Raw genomic sequence first — 15,234 nt, forward strand, 5'->3', positions numbered from 1 at the left:
ACCACGACGTGGCCGGGAGGTTCCGCATCGAGGGCGTCACCGGCCCCGACGAGTACAGCGCCGTCGCGGACAACAACGCAGCCCCTCCCGCAGCCGGCCCCGGACGGCCGCCTCGTCCTCGACGGCGGCCGGCGGCAGGTCGGGCCGGTCCGGGCGGTCCAGGCGGCGATCCGGGCGGTCCGGGCGGACGGGCCGCGGCGGATCGGGCAGCACCAGCGGCGGCCGCCCCACCGGCTTCAGGTTCGGCTGCCGGATCCGGCCGCGCGGCCGGACCTGCCGGGCGGCGGCCCGCCGGGTGGTCGGCGCGGGCCGGACGGGCGGTGCCGGGGTCGGCTCCTTGCCCTCCGCCAGGTCCGCGAGCCGGCGCGCGACCGTCCGGGCGTCGGCCGGCCGGTCCTGCGGGTCCTTCGCCAGCAGCTCGGCGAGCAGCACCGGCAGGTGCGGCGACAGCCCGTGCCGGGCCGGGTCCACCGCCGGCGGCGGCTCGTTGAGGTGCTGGTACATCAGCACGGGCGTCGAGTCCCCCGCGAACGGCCTTGCCCCGGTGCAGAGTTCGACCAGGACGCAGCCGAGCGCGTACAGGTCGGCCCGTCCGTCCACCCGGTCGCCGGTCCACCGCTCGGGGGCCATGTACGGCGGGCTGCCGATGACCGTCCCGACGGTGGTCAGCCCGGCCGCGCCGGTGTCCAGCTGGGCGATGCCGAAGTCCAGCACCTTCAGCTGCCCGGTGTCGGTGATCATCACGTTGTCCGGCTTGATGTCCCGGTGCACCATGCCCGCGTCATGCGCCGCCGCCAGCGCCTCGCAGATCTGCCGCCCCCAGCGCAGGCTCTGCTCCGGGTCCGGCAGCCCCGCCCGGATCACCTGGGTCAGGGTGCGGCCGGTGAGCAGTTCCATCACCAGGAAGGTGACCTCCCGGTCCTCCTCCGTCCCGCACTGGCCGAGGTCGTGCACGGTGACGATGTGCGGGTGCGACAACTGGCCCGCGGCGTGCGCCTCGCGGACGAACCGCAGCGCCGCCTTCGCCTGGTCGCCGTCGTGGTGCCCGATGACCTTGACCGCCACCGAACGCCCCAGCCGGAGGTCCTCGGCCCGCCACACCACCCCGAAGCCGCCCTGCCCGAGCTTCTGCACCAGCTCGTACCGGTCGTCCAGGACGTCCCCGAGTCGCACGCGCCCTCCCCCGTCGGCTGTGTCCCACAGACTCTAGCGACGCCGCCCGCCGCCCTCCCGCCGCCCCCGGCCAGGTGGAAGGATGGATGGCGGGCCCCGCGACGACGCGGCGGCCCGGACCAGCAGAGCCCGAGGAGAGCGGCCATGGCCAAGCAGGCCCCGCAGAGCGACCCGGCCCAGGACGCCCCCGAGGTGTCCGCGCCCCAGCACGCGGCCGCCGGGCTGCCCGCCGTCGGCCACAGCCTGCGGATGGCCGCCGAGCAGATGGGCGCCCGCCGCACCCTGGCCACCCTGCTCAAGGTCAACCAGCAGAACGGCTTCGACTGCCCGGGCTGCGCCTGGCCGGAGCCGGACAAGCCCCACACCGCCGAGTTCTGCGAGAACGGCGCCAAGGCCGTCGCCGAGGAGGCCACCGAGCGCCGCATCCGCGCCGAGTTCTTCGCCGCCCACCCGGTCGCCGACCTGGCCGGCCGCTCCGGCTACTGGCTCGGCCAGCAGGGCCGGCTCACCCAGCCGATGCTGCTCGACGAGGGCGCCACCCACTACACCCCGGTCTCCTGGGACGACGCCTTCGCGCTGATCGCCGAGGAGCTGAAGGCCCTGGACACCCCGGACGGCGCCGCCTTCTACACCTCCGGCCGGACCAGCAACGAGGCCGCCTTCGCGTACCAGCTGTTCGCCCGCCGGCTCGGCACCAACAACCTGCCGGACTGCTCCAACATGTGCCACGAGTCCTCCGGCTCGGCGCTCACCGAGACCCTCGGCGTCGGCAAGGGCAGCGTCGGTCTGAAGGACCTCTACCAGGCCGACCTGATCATCGTGGCGGGCCAGAACCCGGGCACCAACCACCCCCGGATGCTCTCCGCGCTGGAGCGCGCCAAGCGGGCCGGCGCCACCGTCGTCAGCGTCAACCCGCTGCCGGAGGCCGGCCTGGAGCGGTTCAAGAACCCGCAGCACGCCCGCGGCCTGGTCGGCCACGGCACCAAGCTGACCGACCTCTTCCTGCAGATACGCCTCGGCGGCGACCTCGCGCTGTTCCGCGCGCTGAACCGGATCGTCCTGGAGCAGGACGGCGTCGACCACGGCTTCGTCGCCGAACACTGCCACGGCTTCGAGGAGTTCGAGGCCCAGGCGCGGAAGACCGACCGCGACGAGGTGCTCGCCGCGACCGGCCTGCCCTGGGAGCAGATCGAGGAGCTCGGCCGGCTGGTGCTGCGGTCCGAGAAGATCATCGTCTGCTGGGCGATGGGCCTCACCCAGCACAAGCACGCCGTGCCGACCATCCGCGAGGTGGTCAACTTCCTGCTGCTGCGCGGCAACGTCGGCCGCCCCGGCGCCGGGGTCTGCCCGGTGCGCGGGCACAGCAACGTCCAGGGCGACCGGACGATGGGCATCTTCGAGCGCCCCGGCGCCGCCTTCCTGGACGCGCTGGGCGGGGAGTTCGGCTTCGAACCGCCGCGCGAGCACGGCCTCGACTCGGTGGACACCATCCGCGCGATGCGCGACGGCAGGATCGGGGTCTTCTTCGCGATGGGCGGCAACTTCGTCGCGGCCACCCCCGACACCGAGGTCACCGAGGCCGCGATGCGCCGCTGCCGGCTGACCGTCCACGTCTCCACCAAGCTCAACCGCTCGCACGTGGTCACCGGCGCCCGCGCCCTGATCCTGCCCACCCTGGGCCGCACCGACCGGGACGTCACCGCCCGCGGCGCCCAGTTCGTCAGCGTCGAGGACTCGATGGGCCAGGTGCACGCCTCGCGCGGCGGCCTGCGCCCGCCCGCCCCCGGGCTGCTCTCCGAGACCGCGATCGTCTGCCGGCTCGCCCGCACCGTGCTCGGGCCCGGGGACACCGTGCCGTGGGAGGACTTCGCCGCCGACTACGACACTCTGCGGGACCGGATCGCCCGTGTCGTGCCGGGCTTCGAGGACTTCAACGAGAAGGTCCGCCGCCCCGGCGGCTTCACCCTGCCGCACGGCCCCCGGGACTCCCGCACCTTCCCGACCGCGACCGGGAAGGCCAACTTCTCCGTCAACCCGCTGACCGCCCCCGAGGTCCCGCCGGGCCGGCTGCTGCTCCAGACCCTGCGCTCGCACGATCAGTACAACACCACGATCTACGGCCTCGACGACCGCTACCGCGGCATCAAGGGCGGCCGCCGGGTGGTCCTGGTCAACCCCGCGGACGCCGAGGAGCTCGGACTCGCCGACGGCCTGTACGTCGACCTGGTCAGCGAGTGGACCGACGGCGTGGAGCGCCGCGCCCCGCACTTCCGGGTCGTCCACTACCCCGTCGCCCGCGGCGGGGCGGCGGCCTACTACCCCGAGACCAACGTCCTGGTGCCGCTCGACTCCACCGCCGACGTCAGCAACACCCCCACCTCCAAGGCGGTCGTGATCCGCTTCGCCCCCGACAGCGGCGAGTAGCCGCCCGCGCACCGGCCCCGGCCCGGCCCCGGACGGCACGGAGGCCGCCCCGCGTCCGGTGACGCGGGGCGGCCTCCTCGTTCACGACCCGATCGGTACGGCCCGACCGGCCACGGCCCGATCAGTGCGTCGGCGTGCCCAGCGGGTGCGTGGCCGTGGCGCTGCCCGCCGCCGTGGCGCTCGCCGAGCCCGTGCCGCTCGGCGTCCCGGCAGGGGTCCCCGTCGGGCTCCCGGTGCCGGTCGGCGCGGGCGTCCCGGGGGTGTCGGTCGGGGTCGGGGTGCCCGGCGTCCCGGTCGGGGTCGGCGCGGGGGTGCCGGTGCCCGACGGCGTGCCCGGGGTCGACGGCGTTCCGGTGCCGGACGGCGTGCCCGGGTCGGTGGGCGTGCCCGGCGTCTCCGGCACGGCCGGCGGCGTCACCGCGCCGCCCGGGTTGGACGGGGCCGGCGCCGGGGCGGCCGGGCTGGGCACGATCGGCGTGACGGTGTCCCAGCCCGCCGGGAGGTCGGGCACCTTCCAGACGCCGCCGGCCTCGTCCGCGGCGCCGGACGGGTCCGGCCGGACGGCTCCGAGGATCGGCATCGAGGCGACCGGCGAGATCTTGATGAACGCCCCGGGCCGCGGCGCCTGCACGATCAGCCCGCCACCGATGTACATCCCGACGTGCGAGGCGTCCTGGAAGTAGACCACCAGGTCGCCGGGCCGCATCTGGTTGAGCGGCACGTGCGGCAGCTGCGCCCACTGCTCCTGGCTGGTGCGCGGGATCGGCCGGCCGGCGTGCAGCCAGGCCTGCGAGGTGAGGCCGGAGCAGTCGTAGGCGTCCGGGCCGGTGCCGCCCCACAGGTACGGCTTGGTCAGCTGCGCCAGCGCGAAGGCTATGGCCGCGCGTCCCTGCACGGAGGGCGTGCGCTCGCCCTTGCCGAGCGCCCCGGTGGCGAGGAACGCGAGCTGCGCCTCGTCCGCCTTGGCCTTCTCCAGCTGCTCCAGTTCGGTCCGCTGGGCGCCGGTCAGGGAGGAGACCATCTGCTCGACGGCGGCGAGGTCGGCGGCGGCCTTGGCCTTGGCCGCGTCCTGCTGGACGACCAGCGCCTGGGAGCTCTTCAGCGCCTCCTCGGTCTGCTTCTTCAGCCCGTCCAGCGCGTCCCGGTCGCCCTTCAGCCGGTCCAGGAACTCCGACTGCGAGCGGCTGGCCGACGCCAGCAGCTCGGCGATGACGACCGCCTCGTACGGGTCCTTGGAGAGCAGCAGTTCGGCGTAGGCCGAGGTGGCGCCGTTGCGGTACTGCGCGGCGGCGAGCTGCGAGGCGATGTCGGTGCCGGCGTCGACCTGCTTCTGCTGGCGGTCCATCCGGCCCTGGAGGTCGGTGAGCGAGGTCTGCTGCTCCGCCGCCTTGGCGACGGCGCCGTTGTACTGCTCGGTGGCGGCCTCGGCGCCCTGGTAGAGCGCGTGCAGCTGGTCGAGCAGCGGGCCGAGGGTGGCCTTGGCGGCGGCGAGCGGGTCCGCGCCGGCGACGACCTGCCCGGCGCCCGGGTCGGGGGCGGCCCAGGCGGCCTGAGCGCCCATCGGCAGCGCGAGTGCCGCGGCCGCGAGGACGGCTCCGCAGCGCAGCGCCGCCCGGACCCAGGGCCGTACGCCTGCCGTCTCCGCTCTCTGTCCCGCCCCGCCCATGGCCTGGTCCTCCCCGCCGCGCACTGCCCCTGTCCCGGCTTCCCGGATCCCGCAGATCCTCCCACGGGTTACTCACCGGAAACAGGGTGCGCGCGGACCGGGAGGTTAATTCTCGATTGATCTGTGAGACAGCTCTCAGCAAACCGGGTCGAACCGGCATGTTCTTCGCTGAAGTCCAGTTCAGCGCGCTCCGTGTCACCCTGATGAAAGATGCCGGTTACCGCGAGTCAACCATCGGAACCACGATTCCCGGCCTAGTTCACCTTCCGTTTACCAAGCAGACCTACGGTCGCGACGTCATCAACGTCCGTGCGACAACTAAGACGATTGTTTGGGTATGGAACACATCTCGTTCCTGGTGGCCGTTGTGATCATCACGGCGCTCGCCTTCGACTTCACCAACGGGTTCCACGACACCGCCAACGCGGCCGCCACCGCGATCGCGACCGGAGCCCTTCGTCCGAAGGTCGCGGTCACCATCGCGGCCCTGCTCAACTTCGCGGGTGCGTTCCTCTCCGTGAAGGTCGCCACCACCATCTCCGGCGGCATCGTCAACGAGAAGGCCGGAGTCCACCCCGAGATCATCTTCGCCGCACTGGCCGGCGCGATCCTCTGGAACCTGCTGACCTGGCTGCGCGGACTGCCGTCCAGTTCCTCGCACGCCCTGTACGGCGGCCTGATCGGCGCCACGATCGTCGGCGTCGGCATGAACGGCGTCAACTTCGACACCGTGGTCACCAAGATCCTCATCCCCGCCGTCGCGTCGCCGTTCGTCGCCGGACTCGCCTCGTGGGGCGCCACCAAGCTGGCCTACGCGATCACCCGCAAGGGCAACACCGCGACCACCGAGAAGGGCTTCAAGACCGGCCAGGTCTTCTCCTCCTCGCTGATCTCGCTCGCGCACGGCACCAACGACGCCCAGAAGACGATGGGCATCATCACCCTCACCCTGGTCTCGGTCGGCGCCCTGCCGCACGGCGCGCTGCCCCCCACCTGGGTGGTCGTCTCCGCGGGTGCCGCGATCGCGCTCGGCACCTACATGGGCGGCTGGCGGATCATCCGCTCGATGGGCAAGGGCCTGGCGGACATCCGCCCGCCCCAGGGCTTCGCCTCCGAGTCGGCCGCCGCGACCGTCATCCTGACCTCCTCGCACATGGGCTTCGGCCTCTCCACCACCCAGGTCTGCTCCGGTGGCATCATGGGCGCGGGCCTCGGCGGCCCGAAGGGCGAGCTGCGCTGGAGCCTGGTCCGCCGCATGGTCTACACCTGGGGCCTGACCCTGCCGGCCGCCGCGGTGGTCTCCGGCGGCGCGGCCCTGCTGGCCGAGCAGGGCAACTGGGGCATCGCCCTGGTCGGCGCCGTGCTGGTGGCCGGCTCCGCGGCGATGTGGCTGATCTCCCGCCGCCAGCCGGTCGGCGCGGACAACGTCAACGACGTCGACGTCACTCCGGTCGAGGTCGCACCGGCCGGTGCCACGAACGCCCCCGCCCCCACCCCCGCCTCGACCACGGTCGCGGCCTGAGCGCCGCAGGCTGAGGAGCACTCACCATGCACATCAAGTGGAACGCCCTGGCCCAGACCGCCGGGATCAGCTTCGGCGTCACCCTCGCCGTGGTCGCCGTCTTCGCCCTCGGCATCCTGGCGCTGTCCCGCCGCGAGGCCGCGGCCGGCGCCGGTGCGCGGGAGGGCGCCGCGGCGGCCCCGGGCGGCGGCAGGCTCGCCCTGGTCGGCGCGTACACCTGCTTCGCGCTGTGCGGCGGCGCCGTCCTCTACGGGCTGTCGCTGATCGCCGGCCACTAGCCCCGGTGGCCCGGGCGACCGGGCGGCCGTACGCGGCACGAAGGGCCGGGGAGTGTCTCCGCACTCCCCGGCCCTTCGGCGTATCCCGGCCGCGGTCGGCCCGCCGGCCGGTCAGCCCTCCTGGGTGGTGGTCTTCAGCGCGGTCTCCCGGATGAAGAGCACCGTGACGAAGGCCAGCGCCGCGAACGGGGCGGCCCACAGGAAGATGGTGCCGACGCCGTGGCCGAAGGCGTCCGTCACCAGCGGCACGATCGGGGCCGGCAGCTTGGCCAGGTCCGGGATGCCGCCACCGGACGCCGCGGGCGACGCCGGGATGTGCGCGGCGGCCAGGTTCTCGGCCAGGTAGTGGGCGACCTTGTTGGACATCAGCGCGCCGAGCGCGGAGACGCCCATCGCGCCGCCCATGGTGCGGAAGAAGGTGACCACCGAGCTGGCCGCGCCGAGCTCGTTGCGGGGCACCGTGTTCTGCACCGCGAGCACCAGGTTCTGGCTGGTCAGGCCGAGGCCGACGCCGGTGATCGCCATGTAGACGGAGAGCAGCACGTAGCTGGTGTCGGCCCGGGCGGTGCCCAGCAGGCCGAAGCCGACGGCGAGCAGCGCGGTGCCGGAGACCAGGTAGGCCTTCCACTTGCCGTACTTGGTGATCAGTCGGCCGGCCACCGCGGAGGAGACCGCCAGACCGAGGATCATCGGCAGGGTCATCAGGCCGGCCATGGTCGGGGACTTGGCGCGGGCCAGCTGGAAGTACTGGCTGAGGAAGGTGGTCGCGCCGTACATCCCGACGCCGACCAGCACGCTGGCCAGCGCGGCCAGGGTGACGGTGCGGTACTTGAAGAGGCTCGGCGGGATGATCGGCTCTGCGGCGCGGCGCTCGACCACGACGGCCAGGGCGCCCAGCACCAGTCCGCCGCCGACCATGGCCGCGGTCTGCCAGGACACCCAGGCGTAGTTCTTGCCGGCCAGGGTGATCCAGATCATCAGCAGGCTGACCGAGGCGGTGATGACCAGCGCGCCCAGGTAGTCGATCTTCGCCTTGCGCTTGACCACCGGCAGCTTGAGGGTGCGCTGCACCACCAGGATCGCGACCAGCGCGAACGGGATGCCGACGTAGAAGCACCAGCGCCAGCCGAGCCAGGAGGTGTCCACGATGACGCCGCCGATCAGCGGGCCGCCGATGGTGGCGAGCGCGAAGACCGCGCCGAAGTAGCCGCTGTACCGGCCGCGCTCGCGCGCCGGGACCATCGCGGCCAGGCAGATCTGGCCGAGCGCCACGACACCGCCGGCGCCGATGCCCTGGAGCGCGCGGCAGGCGATCAGCTCGCCGGTGTTCTGCGAAAGGCCGGCCAGCGCCGAGGTGCCGATGTAGATCAGCAGGGCGATCTGCAGCAGCAGCTTCTTGCTGACGAGGTCGGAGAGCTTGCCCCAGATCGGGGTGGAGGCGGTGAGGGTGAGCAGGGCCGCGGTGATGACCCAGGTGTACGCGGACTGGCCGCCGTGCAGGTCGGCCAGGATGTGCGGCAGGGCGTTGGAGACGACGGTCGAGGAGAGCACGGCCACGAACAGGCCGAGCAGCAGGCCGGAGAGTGCCTCCATCACCTGGCGGTGCGTCATCTGTTGACTGTCGGTCGCGGCGGCGGTTCCGCTCGCGGCCTCGGTGGTCACGGTCATCTGGGTCCTTCGGCGGGTGCGCGCGGGATACGCGGATCATGAAATTTCGTTGCCGTAAGCAACCATAAGACCAGATGGTTGAATAAGGCAACTTTCTTCAAGGGAAAGTAAAGTCCGCCGCCGAAGCCCCTGCCCGGGGCCCGGCCACGCCGCCGCCGACCGCCCGGTCAGTCGGTCGGCGGCTCCTCCAGCACGTCGTTGAAGCGGTGCAGCAGCTCCGCGAAGCGGGTCACGTCCTCCGGCGACCAGCCCCCCATCACCTCGCGCACCCGGCGCATCCGGACGTCGTGCGCGGCCAGGTAGCGCCGCCGCCCGTCCTCGGTGAGCGAGACCAGCGCGGACCGGCGGTCCAGCGGGTCCGTCTCCCGGGCCACCAGGCCCAGCTCCTCCAGCGTCCGGACCTGCCGGCTCACCGTCGCCTTGCCGATCGAGAAGTGCACGCCGACGTCGGTCACCCGCACCGGCCCGGCCTGCTCGATGTAGGCGAGCAGGCTGTAGGCCATCCCCTCCAGCCCGGGGTGCACCCGCCGTGAGAGTTCCGCCACTCTGGCCCGGCCCCGCCGGAACATCAGCGCGACCTCGCGCTCCACCGCCACCAGGGATTCCTCGTCACTCACCGCGCCAGTATCGCGCAGCGACACCCGCGGACGGCCCGGCGTGGGGGTGCGACAAGCCAACTACTTCATGGTATGAAGTATCGGTTCTGGAAGTACCGTTTTCCCCCGTTACACAAGGAGATGTGGATGGCAGCCCCGGGGCAGGGTTTCCTCGCCGAACTGAAGAGCGCGGTCACCCCGCGCGCGGCACTGCTCGTGATCGGCGTGCTGCTGCTCCAGCTCGGCTTCATCACCTCCTACATCGGAGCGCTGCACAAGCCGACCCCGCAGAACCTCTCCATCGCGGTGGTCGCCCCGCCGCAGGTCGCCCCCAAGCTGGTCGGCGCGCTGGAGTCGGTGCCGAACGACGCCGTCCGCGCCGTCACCGCGCCCGACGCCGAGACGGCGACCCAGCAGATCAAGGACCAGAAGCTCTACGCCGCGCTGGTCGTGGACCCGACCTCCACCCAGGACACCCTGCTGGTCGGCAGCGCCCGCGGCACCGCCGCCGCCAAGGCCGCCGAGAGCATCACCACCGCGATCGACCAGAGCCAGGGCCGCACGGTCAAGGTCCAGGACGTCGTGCCGCTCGCCAAGGGCGACAACAACGGCCTCTCCGCCTTCTACCTGGTGATCGGCTGGTGCGTCGGCGGCTACCTGGTCGCCTCGATCCTCGGCATCAGCGCGGGCTCCAAGCCGGCCAACGTCAACCGCCTGCTGATCCGCCTCGGCGTCCTCGCGGTGTACTCGGTCGGGGCCGGCGTCCTCGGCACGGTGATCGCCGGACCGGTGCTGAACGCCCTGCCGGGCTCGGTCCTCGCCCTGAGCGCCATCGGCGCCCTGGTGGTGTTCACGGTCGGCGCGTTCACCATGGCGCTCCAGTGCCTGTTCGACATCCTCGGCATCGGCGTCGCCGTGCTGATCTTCGTGGTGCTCGGCAACCCGAGCGCGGGCGGCGTCTACCCGGCGCCGATGACGCCGCCGTTCTGGCGGGCGATCGGCTCCTGGATCCCGAACGGGGCCGGCACCACCGCCACCAAGTCGATCGCCTACTTCGGCTCCACCAACCTGGGGCTGCCGATCCTGGTCATGGTCGTCTGGGCGCTGATCGGCATCGGCGTCGCCCTGCTGGCCGTGCTGCGCGGCCCGCGCTCCGGCGGCCGCGAGCTGGTCGCCGGCGAGGCCGAGGCCGCGGCCTGAGCCTCCGCCACCGATCGCCGTACCGAGCCCCCGGCCCCCACCGGCCGGGGGCTCGGGCGTTCCCCGGGGGCCCGGGGCCCGGGGCCCGGGGAACGCCTACCCGAGCAGCCCCGGGTCGGCCAGAACGGCCCGGACGACCCGCACCGCCGCGCCCAGCAGCGGGCCCCGGCGGCCCAGCGGGGAGACCGTCAGCCGGTCCCCGGACCACGGCCGCACCGTCACCCGGGCGGCCAGCTCGGCCCGCATCGCGGGCAGCAGCCAGGGCGCCAGCCGGGCGTAGCCGCCGCCCAGCACCACCCGGGCCGGGTCCAGCAGGTTGACGGCGCCGGCGGCCGCGGTGCCGAGCGCCGCACCCGCCCCGGCCAGCGCTCCGAGCGCGGCCCCGTTCCCGGCTTCGGCGCGGTCGGCGAGCAGCGCCACCCAGTCGCCCCGGGCCCCGGTCAGGCCGGCCGCCCGCAGGGCCGCCGCCTCGCCCGCGTACTGCTCCAGGCAGCCCCGTGCCCCGCAGGCGCAGCGGAGCCCGTCGGGGTGGACCGGCACGTGGCCGAACTCGCCGGCGAAGCCGCCGGCCCCGCGCAGCAGCCGGCCGCCGACCACGATCGCCGCGCCGACCCCGGCCTCGGCGGAGACGTACAGGAAGTCCTCCGGGCCCTCGCCCAGCCAGCGCTCGGCCAGTCCGCCGAGGTTGGCCTCGTTGTCCGCCTCGATCGGCAGCTCGGCCAGGCCTCCCCCGGCCGTCCGCAGCGCGGGGCGCAGCGCGGCGGCCAGCGGGACGTCCTGCCAGCCCAGGTTGGCGGCCCGCTGGAGCACCCCGCCGCAGGCGCCGACCAGCCCGGGTACGGCCAGGGTGAGGCCTGCCGGGCGCAGCCCCGCCTCGGCGACGGTTTCGTCCAGCAGCCGGGCGAGGTCGGCCATCACGGCGGCGGGCTCGCGGCCGTGGTTGGAGACCTCCCGGCGCCGCCAGGCGCGGACCTCCCCGCGCAGGTCGACCACGCAGGCGCCCAGGTGCCGCACCCCGATCTCGGCGCCGAGGCCGCCGGGCCCGGCCGGGTTGAGGCCGAGCGCGGTGCCGGGGCGGCCGACCTTGCCGCTGGGCGCGGCGCGGCCCTCCTCGACCACCAGGCCGGCGGAGATCAGCTGTTCGGCGAGCGAGGAGACGGCCGCCCTGGTCAGGCCGGTGCCGGCGGCCACCTCGGCGCGCGAGCGCGGCCCGCCGGCGATCGTCCCGAGCACCAGCGCCAGGTTGGCCCTGCGCATCCCCTGCTGGCTGGCGGGCCCGGTCCGGACCGGGTCCGGCTCGTGCATCAGGCTCACCTCGCCCCTCTACGGCACATCCCGTGGCATCTCGGGTGCAGCGTAACCGGGTTCCGGGGGCACCGCCGTCGGCACCGGGGGCGGTCCGGCGGGCGGCGGGAAGACCCACCGCCGTATCGCCCAGTAGCGGAACAGCATCGCCACGAAGGTGCCGACGACCATCCCGCTCAGGAAGTCCGCGACCTCCTGCTGGAAGGAGCCGATGTAGGGCTCCCGCAGGTCCAGCAGGTACCGGGAGACCACCAGCGGGACGTCGTTGACGGCGATCGCCACCACGCTGACCAGGAGGAACGTCAGCGCGGCGCGCTGCCGCCCGTCGGCCCGGAACGCCCAGCGGCGGTTCAGCACGTAGGAGACGACGGTGCCGATCACCGTCGCGACCGTCAGCGCGACCACCGGCTTGTGCTCCAGCACGGTGAACCTGAGCTCGAAGTTGATCACCGTGGTGAGCACGAAGCAGCCGCTCCCGACCAGCAGGAACTTCACCAGCCGGCGGTGCCGCACCAGGAAGGGGCGCAGCCGGGCGGGCACCCGGGCCAGGGCCCGCTGCGTGGGGGACGGCATCTCCGCAGTCTCGCACGCGGGGATGCCGTCGGCCGTTCAGATCGCCGGTGGGCTCCCGGGCCGTTCCGCCGCCACGGCTCGGGAGCCCCGGGAGCCCCCGAGGCCGTCCCGGGTCGGCCCGTGCGGGCGACCCGGGACGGCGGGTCAGGCGGCCACCAGCACCGCGGCCCCGGCCGGCTCCAGCGCCAGCTCCAGCACCTCCCGGACGTCCGCCACCGGGTGGACGGTGAGCCGCTCCAGCACCTCGGCCGGGACGTCGTCGAGGTCGGCCTCGTTGCGCCTGGGGATGATCACCGTGGTGATCCCGGCCCGGTCGGCGGCGAGCAGCTTCTGCTTCAGCCCGCCGATCGGCAGCACCCGCCCGGTCAGCGACACCTCGCCCGTCATCGCCACGTCGGTGCGCACCTTGCGGCCGGAGAGCAGCGAGGCCAGCGCCGTGGTCATGGTGATGCCGGCGCTCGGCCCGTCCTTGGGGATGGCCCCGGCCGGGATGTGCAGGTGCACGCCGCGGTCGCGCAGCGAGGTGACCGGCAGCTCCAGCTCGGCGCCGCGCGAGCGCAGGTAGGAGAGCGCGATGTGCGCGGACTCCTTCATGACGTCGCCCAGCTGCCCGGTGAGGGTCAGCCCGGTGCCGCCGGTCTCGGCGTCGGCCAGCGAGGCCTCGATGTAGAGGACGTCGCCGCCGGCGCCCGTCACCGCGAGGCCGGTGGCCACGCCGGGGACGGCGGTGCGCCGCTCGGCCGGTTCCTGGGCGGACTCCGGCACGTGGTGCGGGCGGCCGATCAGGGCGCGCAGGTCGTCCGCGCCGACCGCGGCGGGCAGCTCGCGCTCGCCCAGCTCGGCCTGTGCGGCGATCTTGCGCAGCACCCGGGCGATCGAGCGCTCCAGGGTGCGCACGCCGGCCTCCCGGGTGTACTCCCCGGCGAGCCTGCGCAGCGCCGGTTCGTCCACGGTGACCTGCCCGTCGCCGAGTCCGGCCTTCTCCAGCTGGCGCGGGAGCAGGTGGTCGCGGGCGATGACGACCTTCTCGTCCTCGGTGTAGCCGTCCAGCCGGACCAGCTCCATCCGGTCGAGCAGCGGCTCGGGGATGGCCTCCAGCACGTTGGCGGTGGCGAGGAAGACGACGTCGGAGAGGTCGAGCTCGACCTCCAGGTAGTGGTCCCGGAAGGTGTGGTTCTGCGCCGGGTCGAGCACCTCCAGCAGGGCTGCGGACGGGTCCCCCCGGTAGTCGGAGCCGACCTTGTCGATCTCGTCCAGCAGGACGACCGGGTTCATCGAACCGGCCTCCTTGATCGCCCGCACCAGCCGGCCCGGCAGCGCGCCGACGTAGGTGCGCCGGTGGCCGCGGATCTCCGCCTCGTCCCGGACGCCGCCGAGCGCGACCCGGACGAACTTGCGGCCCATGGCGTGGGCCACCGACTCGCCGAGCGAGGTCTTGCCGACACCGGGCGGGCCGACCAGGGCGAGCACCGCGCCCCCTCGACGGCCGCCGACCAGGCCGAGCCCCTGGTCGGCGCGGCGCTTGCGGACGGCCAGGTACTCGACGATCCGCTCCTTCACGTCGGCCAGGCCGGCGTGGTCGGCGTCCAGCACCGCGCGGGCACCGGCGATGTCGTACGCGTCCTCGGTGCGCTCGTTCCAGGGCAGCTCCAGGACGGTGTCCAGCCAGGTGCGGATCCAGGAGCCCTCGGGCGACTGGTCGGACGCGCGCTCCAGCTTGTCGACCTCCTTGAGCGCGGCCTCGCGGACCTTCTCGGGGAGGTCGGCGGCCTCGACCCGGGCGCGGTAGTCCCCCTCTTCGTCGGCCGCCTCACCGTTCAGCTCGGCCAGCTCCTTGCGGACGGCCTCCAGCTGGCGGCGGAGCAGGAACTCCTTCTGCTGCTTGGCCACGCCCTCCTCGACGTCCTTGCGGATGGTGTCGTTGACCTCCTCCTCGGCGAGGTGGTCGCGCAGCAGGGTGAGCGCGTACTCCAGGCGGGCGACCTGGTCGGCCTCCAGCAGCACCTTGAGCTTCTGCTCGGCGGTGGCGAAGGGCGCGTAGCCGATGTTGTCGGCGAGCTCGCCGACGCCCTCGATCTGCGCCACCCGGTCGACGATCTGCCAGGCCCCGCGCCTGCGCAGCCACTGGGTGGACAGCGCCTTGTACTCCTTGACCAGCTCGGCGGCCCGGCCGGCCACGGGCATGCCGACCGAGGACTCCTTGAACGGCGTGGTCTCCACCCACAGCGCGGCGCCGGGGCCGGTGGTGCCGACGCCGATGCGGGCCCGGCGCACGGCGCGCACCAGCGCGGCCGGGTCGCCGTCGGCGAGCCGGCCGACCTGCTCCACGGTGGCCAGCGTGCCGACCGCCGCGTACGAGCCGTCCACCCGCGGAACCAGCAGGACCTGCGGCTTGCCGGTGCCGGTGGCGGCGGCCCGGGCGGCCTCGACCGCGGCGCGCACCTCGGTGTCCTTCAGGTCCAGCGGGACGACCATGCCCGGCAGGACGACCTCGTCGTCGAGCGGCAGCACGGGCAGGGTGAGCGGTGCGGACGTCGATGCCATGATCTCTCCCCAGTCAGCGAACTTGAGTCGACCTGACTAAGGCCTGGCGACCGCCGGATGTTCCCGACGTCCAGTTCGCTGTGAGCGAACACGCCCCGACGAGGAAGGCACCGCACCCGACCGCGTCAAAAGAGCCCTAAGAGAACACCAAGCGCGCCTTAAATGATCCTGAGCGGAACGCCCCCGCCCCCGGAACGCCCCGGGCGGGCGACGGCGTCAACGCGCCGGCCGCACCACCCGCGCGGACGCCGCACCGGGAGCCGTCGCGGGAGCCGTCGCGGGAGC

11 protein-coding genes are annotated in these 15,234 nt (G+C 73.8%); 4 read left to right on the forward strand and 7 right to left on the reverse strand.

Going from position 1 to position 15,234, the window contains the following annotated elements; all coding sequences use genetic code 11:
• Nucleotides 1-36 precede the first annotated feature (36 nt).
• Nucleotides 37-1,173, reverse strand: a complete 1,137-nt coding sequence (locus tag AB0E96_RS27080) for a protein kinase (RefSeq protein WP_359828082.1) — start codon at nt 1,171-1,173, stop codon at nt 37-39.
• Between the two features lie 144 nt (nt 1,174-1,317).
• Here AB0E96_RS27080 and AB0E96_RS27085 point away from each other — a divergent pair, with 144 nt between their 5' ends.
• Entirely contained in the window at nt 1,318-3,597 is a 2,280-nt protein-coding gene (locus AB0E96_RS27085) for an FdhF/YdeP family oxidoreductase (RefSeq protein WP_359828083.1), read from the forward strand.
• A 121-nt stretch (nt 3,598-3,718) separates the two neighbouring features.
• On the opposite strand, the gene AB0E96_RS27090 is transcribed toward AB0E96_RS27085, so the two are convergent.
• Nucleotides 3,719-5,263: an NlpC/P60 family protein gene (locus AB0E96_RS27090; RefSeq protein WP_359828085.1), complete on the reverse strand. Its 1,545-nt coding sequence runs from the start codon at nt 5,261-5,263 to the stop codon at nt 3,719-3,721.
• 337 nt (nt 5,264-5,600) lie between these two features.
• On the opposite strand from AB0E96_RS27090, the gene AB0E96_RS27095 reads away from it, so the two are divergent.
• The gene (locus AB0E96_RS27095) at nt 5,601-6,785 is read left to right on the forward strand and encodes an inorganic phosphate transporter (RefSeq protein WP_359828087.1); all 1,185 of its coding nucleotides are present in this window, start codon (nt 5,601-5,603) and stop codon (nt 6,783-6,785) included.
• A 26-nt stretch (nt 6,786-6,811) separates the two neighbouring features.
• Nucleotides 6,812-7,063, forward strand: coding sequence for a hypothetical protein (locus AB0E96_RS27100; RefSeq protein WP_359828089.1), 252 nt, complete (start codon nt 6,812-6,814; stop codon nt 7,061-7,063).
• Between the two features lie 111 nt (nt 7,064-7,174).
• Here AB0E96_RS27100 and AB0E96_RS27105 read toward each other — a convergent pair whose 3' ends face one another.
• Together AB0E96_RS27105 and AB0E96_RS27110 are read right to left on the reverse strand one after the other, a co-directional pair.
• Entirely contained in the window at nt 7,175-8,731 is a 1,557-nt protein-coding gene (locus AB0E96_RS27105) for an MDR family MFS transporter (RefSeq protein WP_359828090.1), read from the reverse strand.
• A gap of 167 nt (nt 8,732-8,898) precedes the next feature.
• Nucleotides 8,899-9,348 (reverse strand): MarR family transcriptional regulator, encoded by a 450-nt coding sequence (locus tag AB0E96_RS27110; RefSeq protein ID WP_359828092.1) that lies wholly within the window; start codon nt 9,346-9,348, stop codon nt 8,899-8,901.
• Nucleotides 9,349-9,474: 126 nt separating this feature from the next.
• On the opposite strand from AB0E96_RS27110, the gene AB0E96_RS27115 reads away from it, so the two are divergent.
• Nucleotides 9,475-10,527 carry an ABC transporter permease gene (locus AB0E96_RS27115; protein WP_359828093.1) on the forward strand — a complete coding sequence of 351 codons (1,053 nt, stop codon included), beginning with the start codon at nt 9,475-9,477 and terminating at the stop codon, nt 10,525-10,527.
• Nucleotides 10,528-10,623: 96 nt separating this feature from the next.
• Here the strand turns inward: AB0E96_RS27115 and AB0E96_RS27120 are convergent, their stop codons facing one another.
• The 3 genes from AB0E96_RS27120 to lon all read right to left on the reverse strand — a co-directional run bounded on the left by AB0E96_RS27120 (nt 10,624) and on the right by lon (nt 14,949).
• A complete protein-coding gene (locus tag AB0E96_RS27120; RefSeq protein WP_359828094.1) occupies nt 10,624-11,832 on the reverse strand; it encodes an ROK family protein in 1,209 nt (402 codons plus the stop codon).
• Between the two features lie 18 nt (nt 11,833-11,850).
• The gene (locus AB0E96_RS27125; RefSeq protein ID WP_359828095.1) at nt 11,851-12,405 is read right to left on the reverse strand and encodes a GtrA family protein; all 555 of its coding nucleotides are present in this window, start codon (nt 12,403-12,405) and stop codon (nt 11,851-11,853) included.
• A gap of 144 nt (nt 12,406-12,549) precedes the next feature.
• The gene (lon, locus tag AB0E96_RS27130) at nt 12,550-14,949 is read right to left on the reverse strand and encodes an endopeptidase La (RefSeq protein ID WP_359828096.1); all 2,400 of its coding nucleotides are present in this window, start codon (nt 14,947-14,949) and stop codon (nt 12,550-12,552) included.
• Between the last annotated feature and the right edge of the window lie 285 nt (nt 14,950-15,234).

The sequence above is a fragment of the Kitasatospora sp. NPDC036755 genome (assembly GCF_040636595.1).
Classification (GTDB): Bacteria; Actinomycetota; Actinomycetes; order Streptomycetales; family Streptomycetaceae; genus Kitasatospora.

Coding starts and splice junctions, on each gene's coding strand:
- AB0E96_RS27125 (WP_359828095.1), bottom strand. CDS start 12,405: ATGCCGTCCCCCACGCAGCGGGCCCTGGCCCGGGTGCCCGCCCGGCTG.
- AB0E96_RS27115 (WP_359828093.1), top strand. CDS start 9,475: ATGGCAGCCCCGGGGCAGGGTTTCCTCGCCGAACTGAAGAGCGCGGTC.
- AB0E96_RS27120 (WP_359828094.1), bottom strand. CDS start 11,832: ATGCACGAGCCGGACCCGGTCCGGACCGGGCCCGCCAGCCAGCAGGGG.
- AB0E96_RS27100 (WP_359828089.1), top strand. CDS start 6,812: ATGCACATCAAGTGGAACGCCCTGGCCCAGACCGCCGGGATCAGCTTC.
- AB0E96_RS27095 (WP_359828087.1), top strand. CDS start 5,601: ATGGAACACATCTCGTTCCTGGTGGCCGTTGTGATCATCACGGCGCTC.
- AB0E96_RS27090 (WP_359828085.1), bottom strand. CDS start 5,263: ATGGGCGGGGCGGGACAGAGAGCGGAGACGGCAGGCGTACGGCCCTGG.
- AB0E96_RS27085 (WP_359828083.1), top strand. CDS start 1,318: ATGGCCAAGCAGGCCCCGCAGAGCGACCCGGCCCAGGACGCCCCCGAG.
- AB0E96_RS27105 (WP_359828090.1), bottom strand. CDS start 8,731: ATGACCGTGACCACCGAGGCCGCGAGCGGAACCGCCGCCGCGACCGAC.
- lon (WP_359828096.1), bottom strand. CDS start 14,949: ATGGCATCGACGTCCGCACCGCTCACCCTGCCCGTGCTGCCGCTCGAC.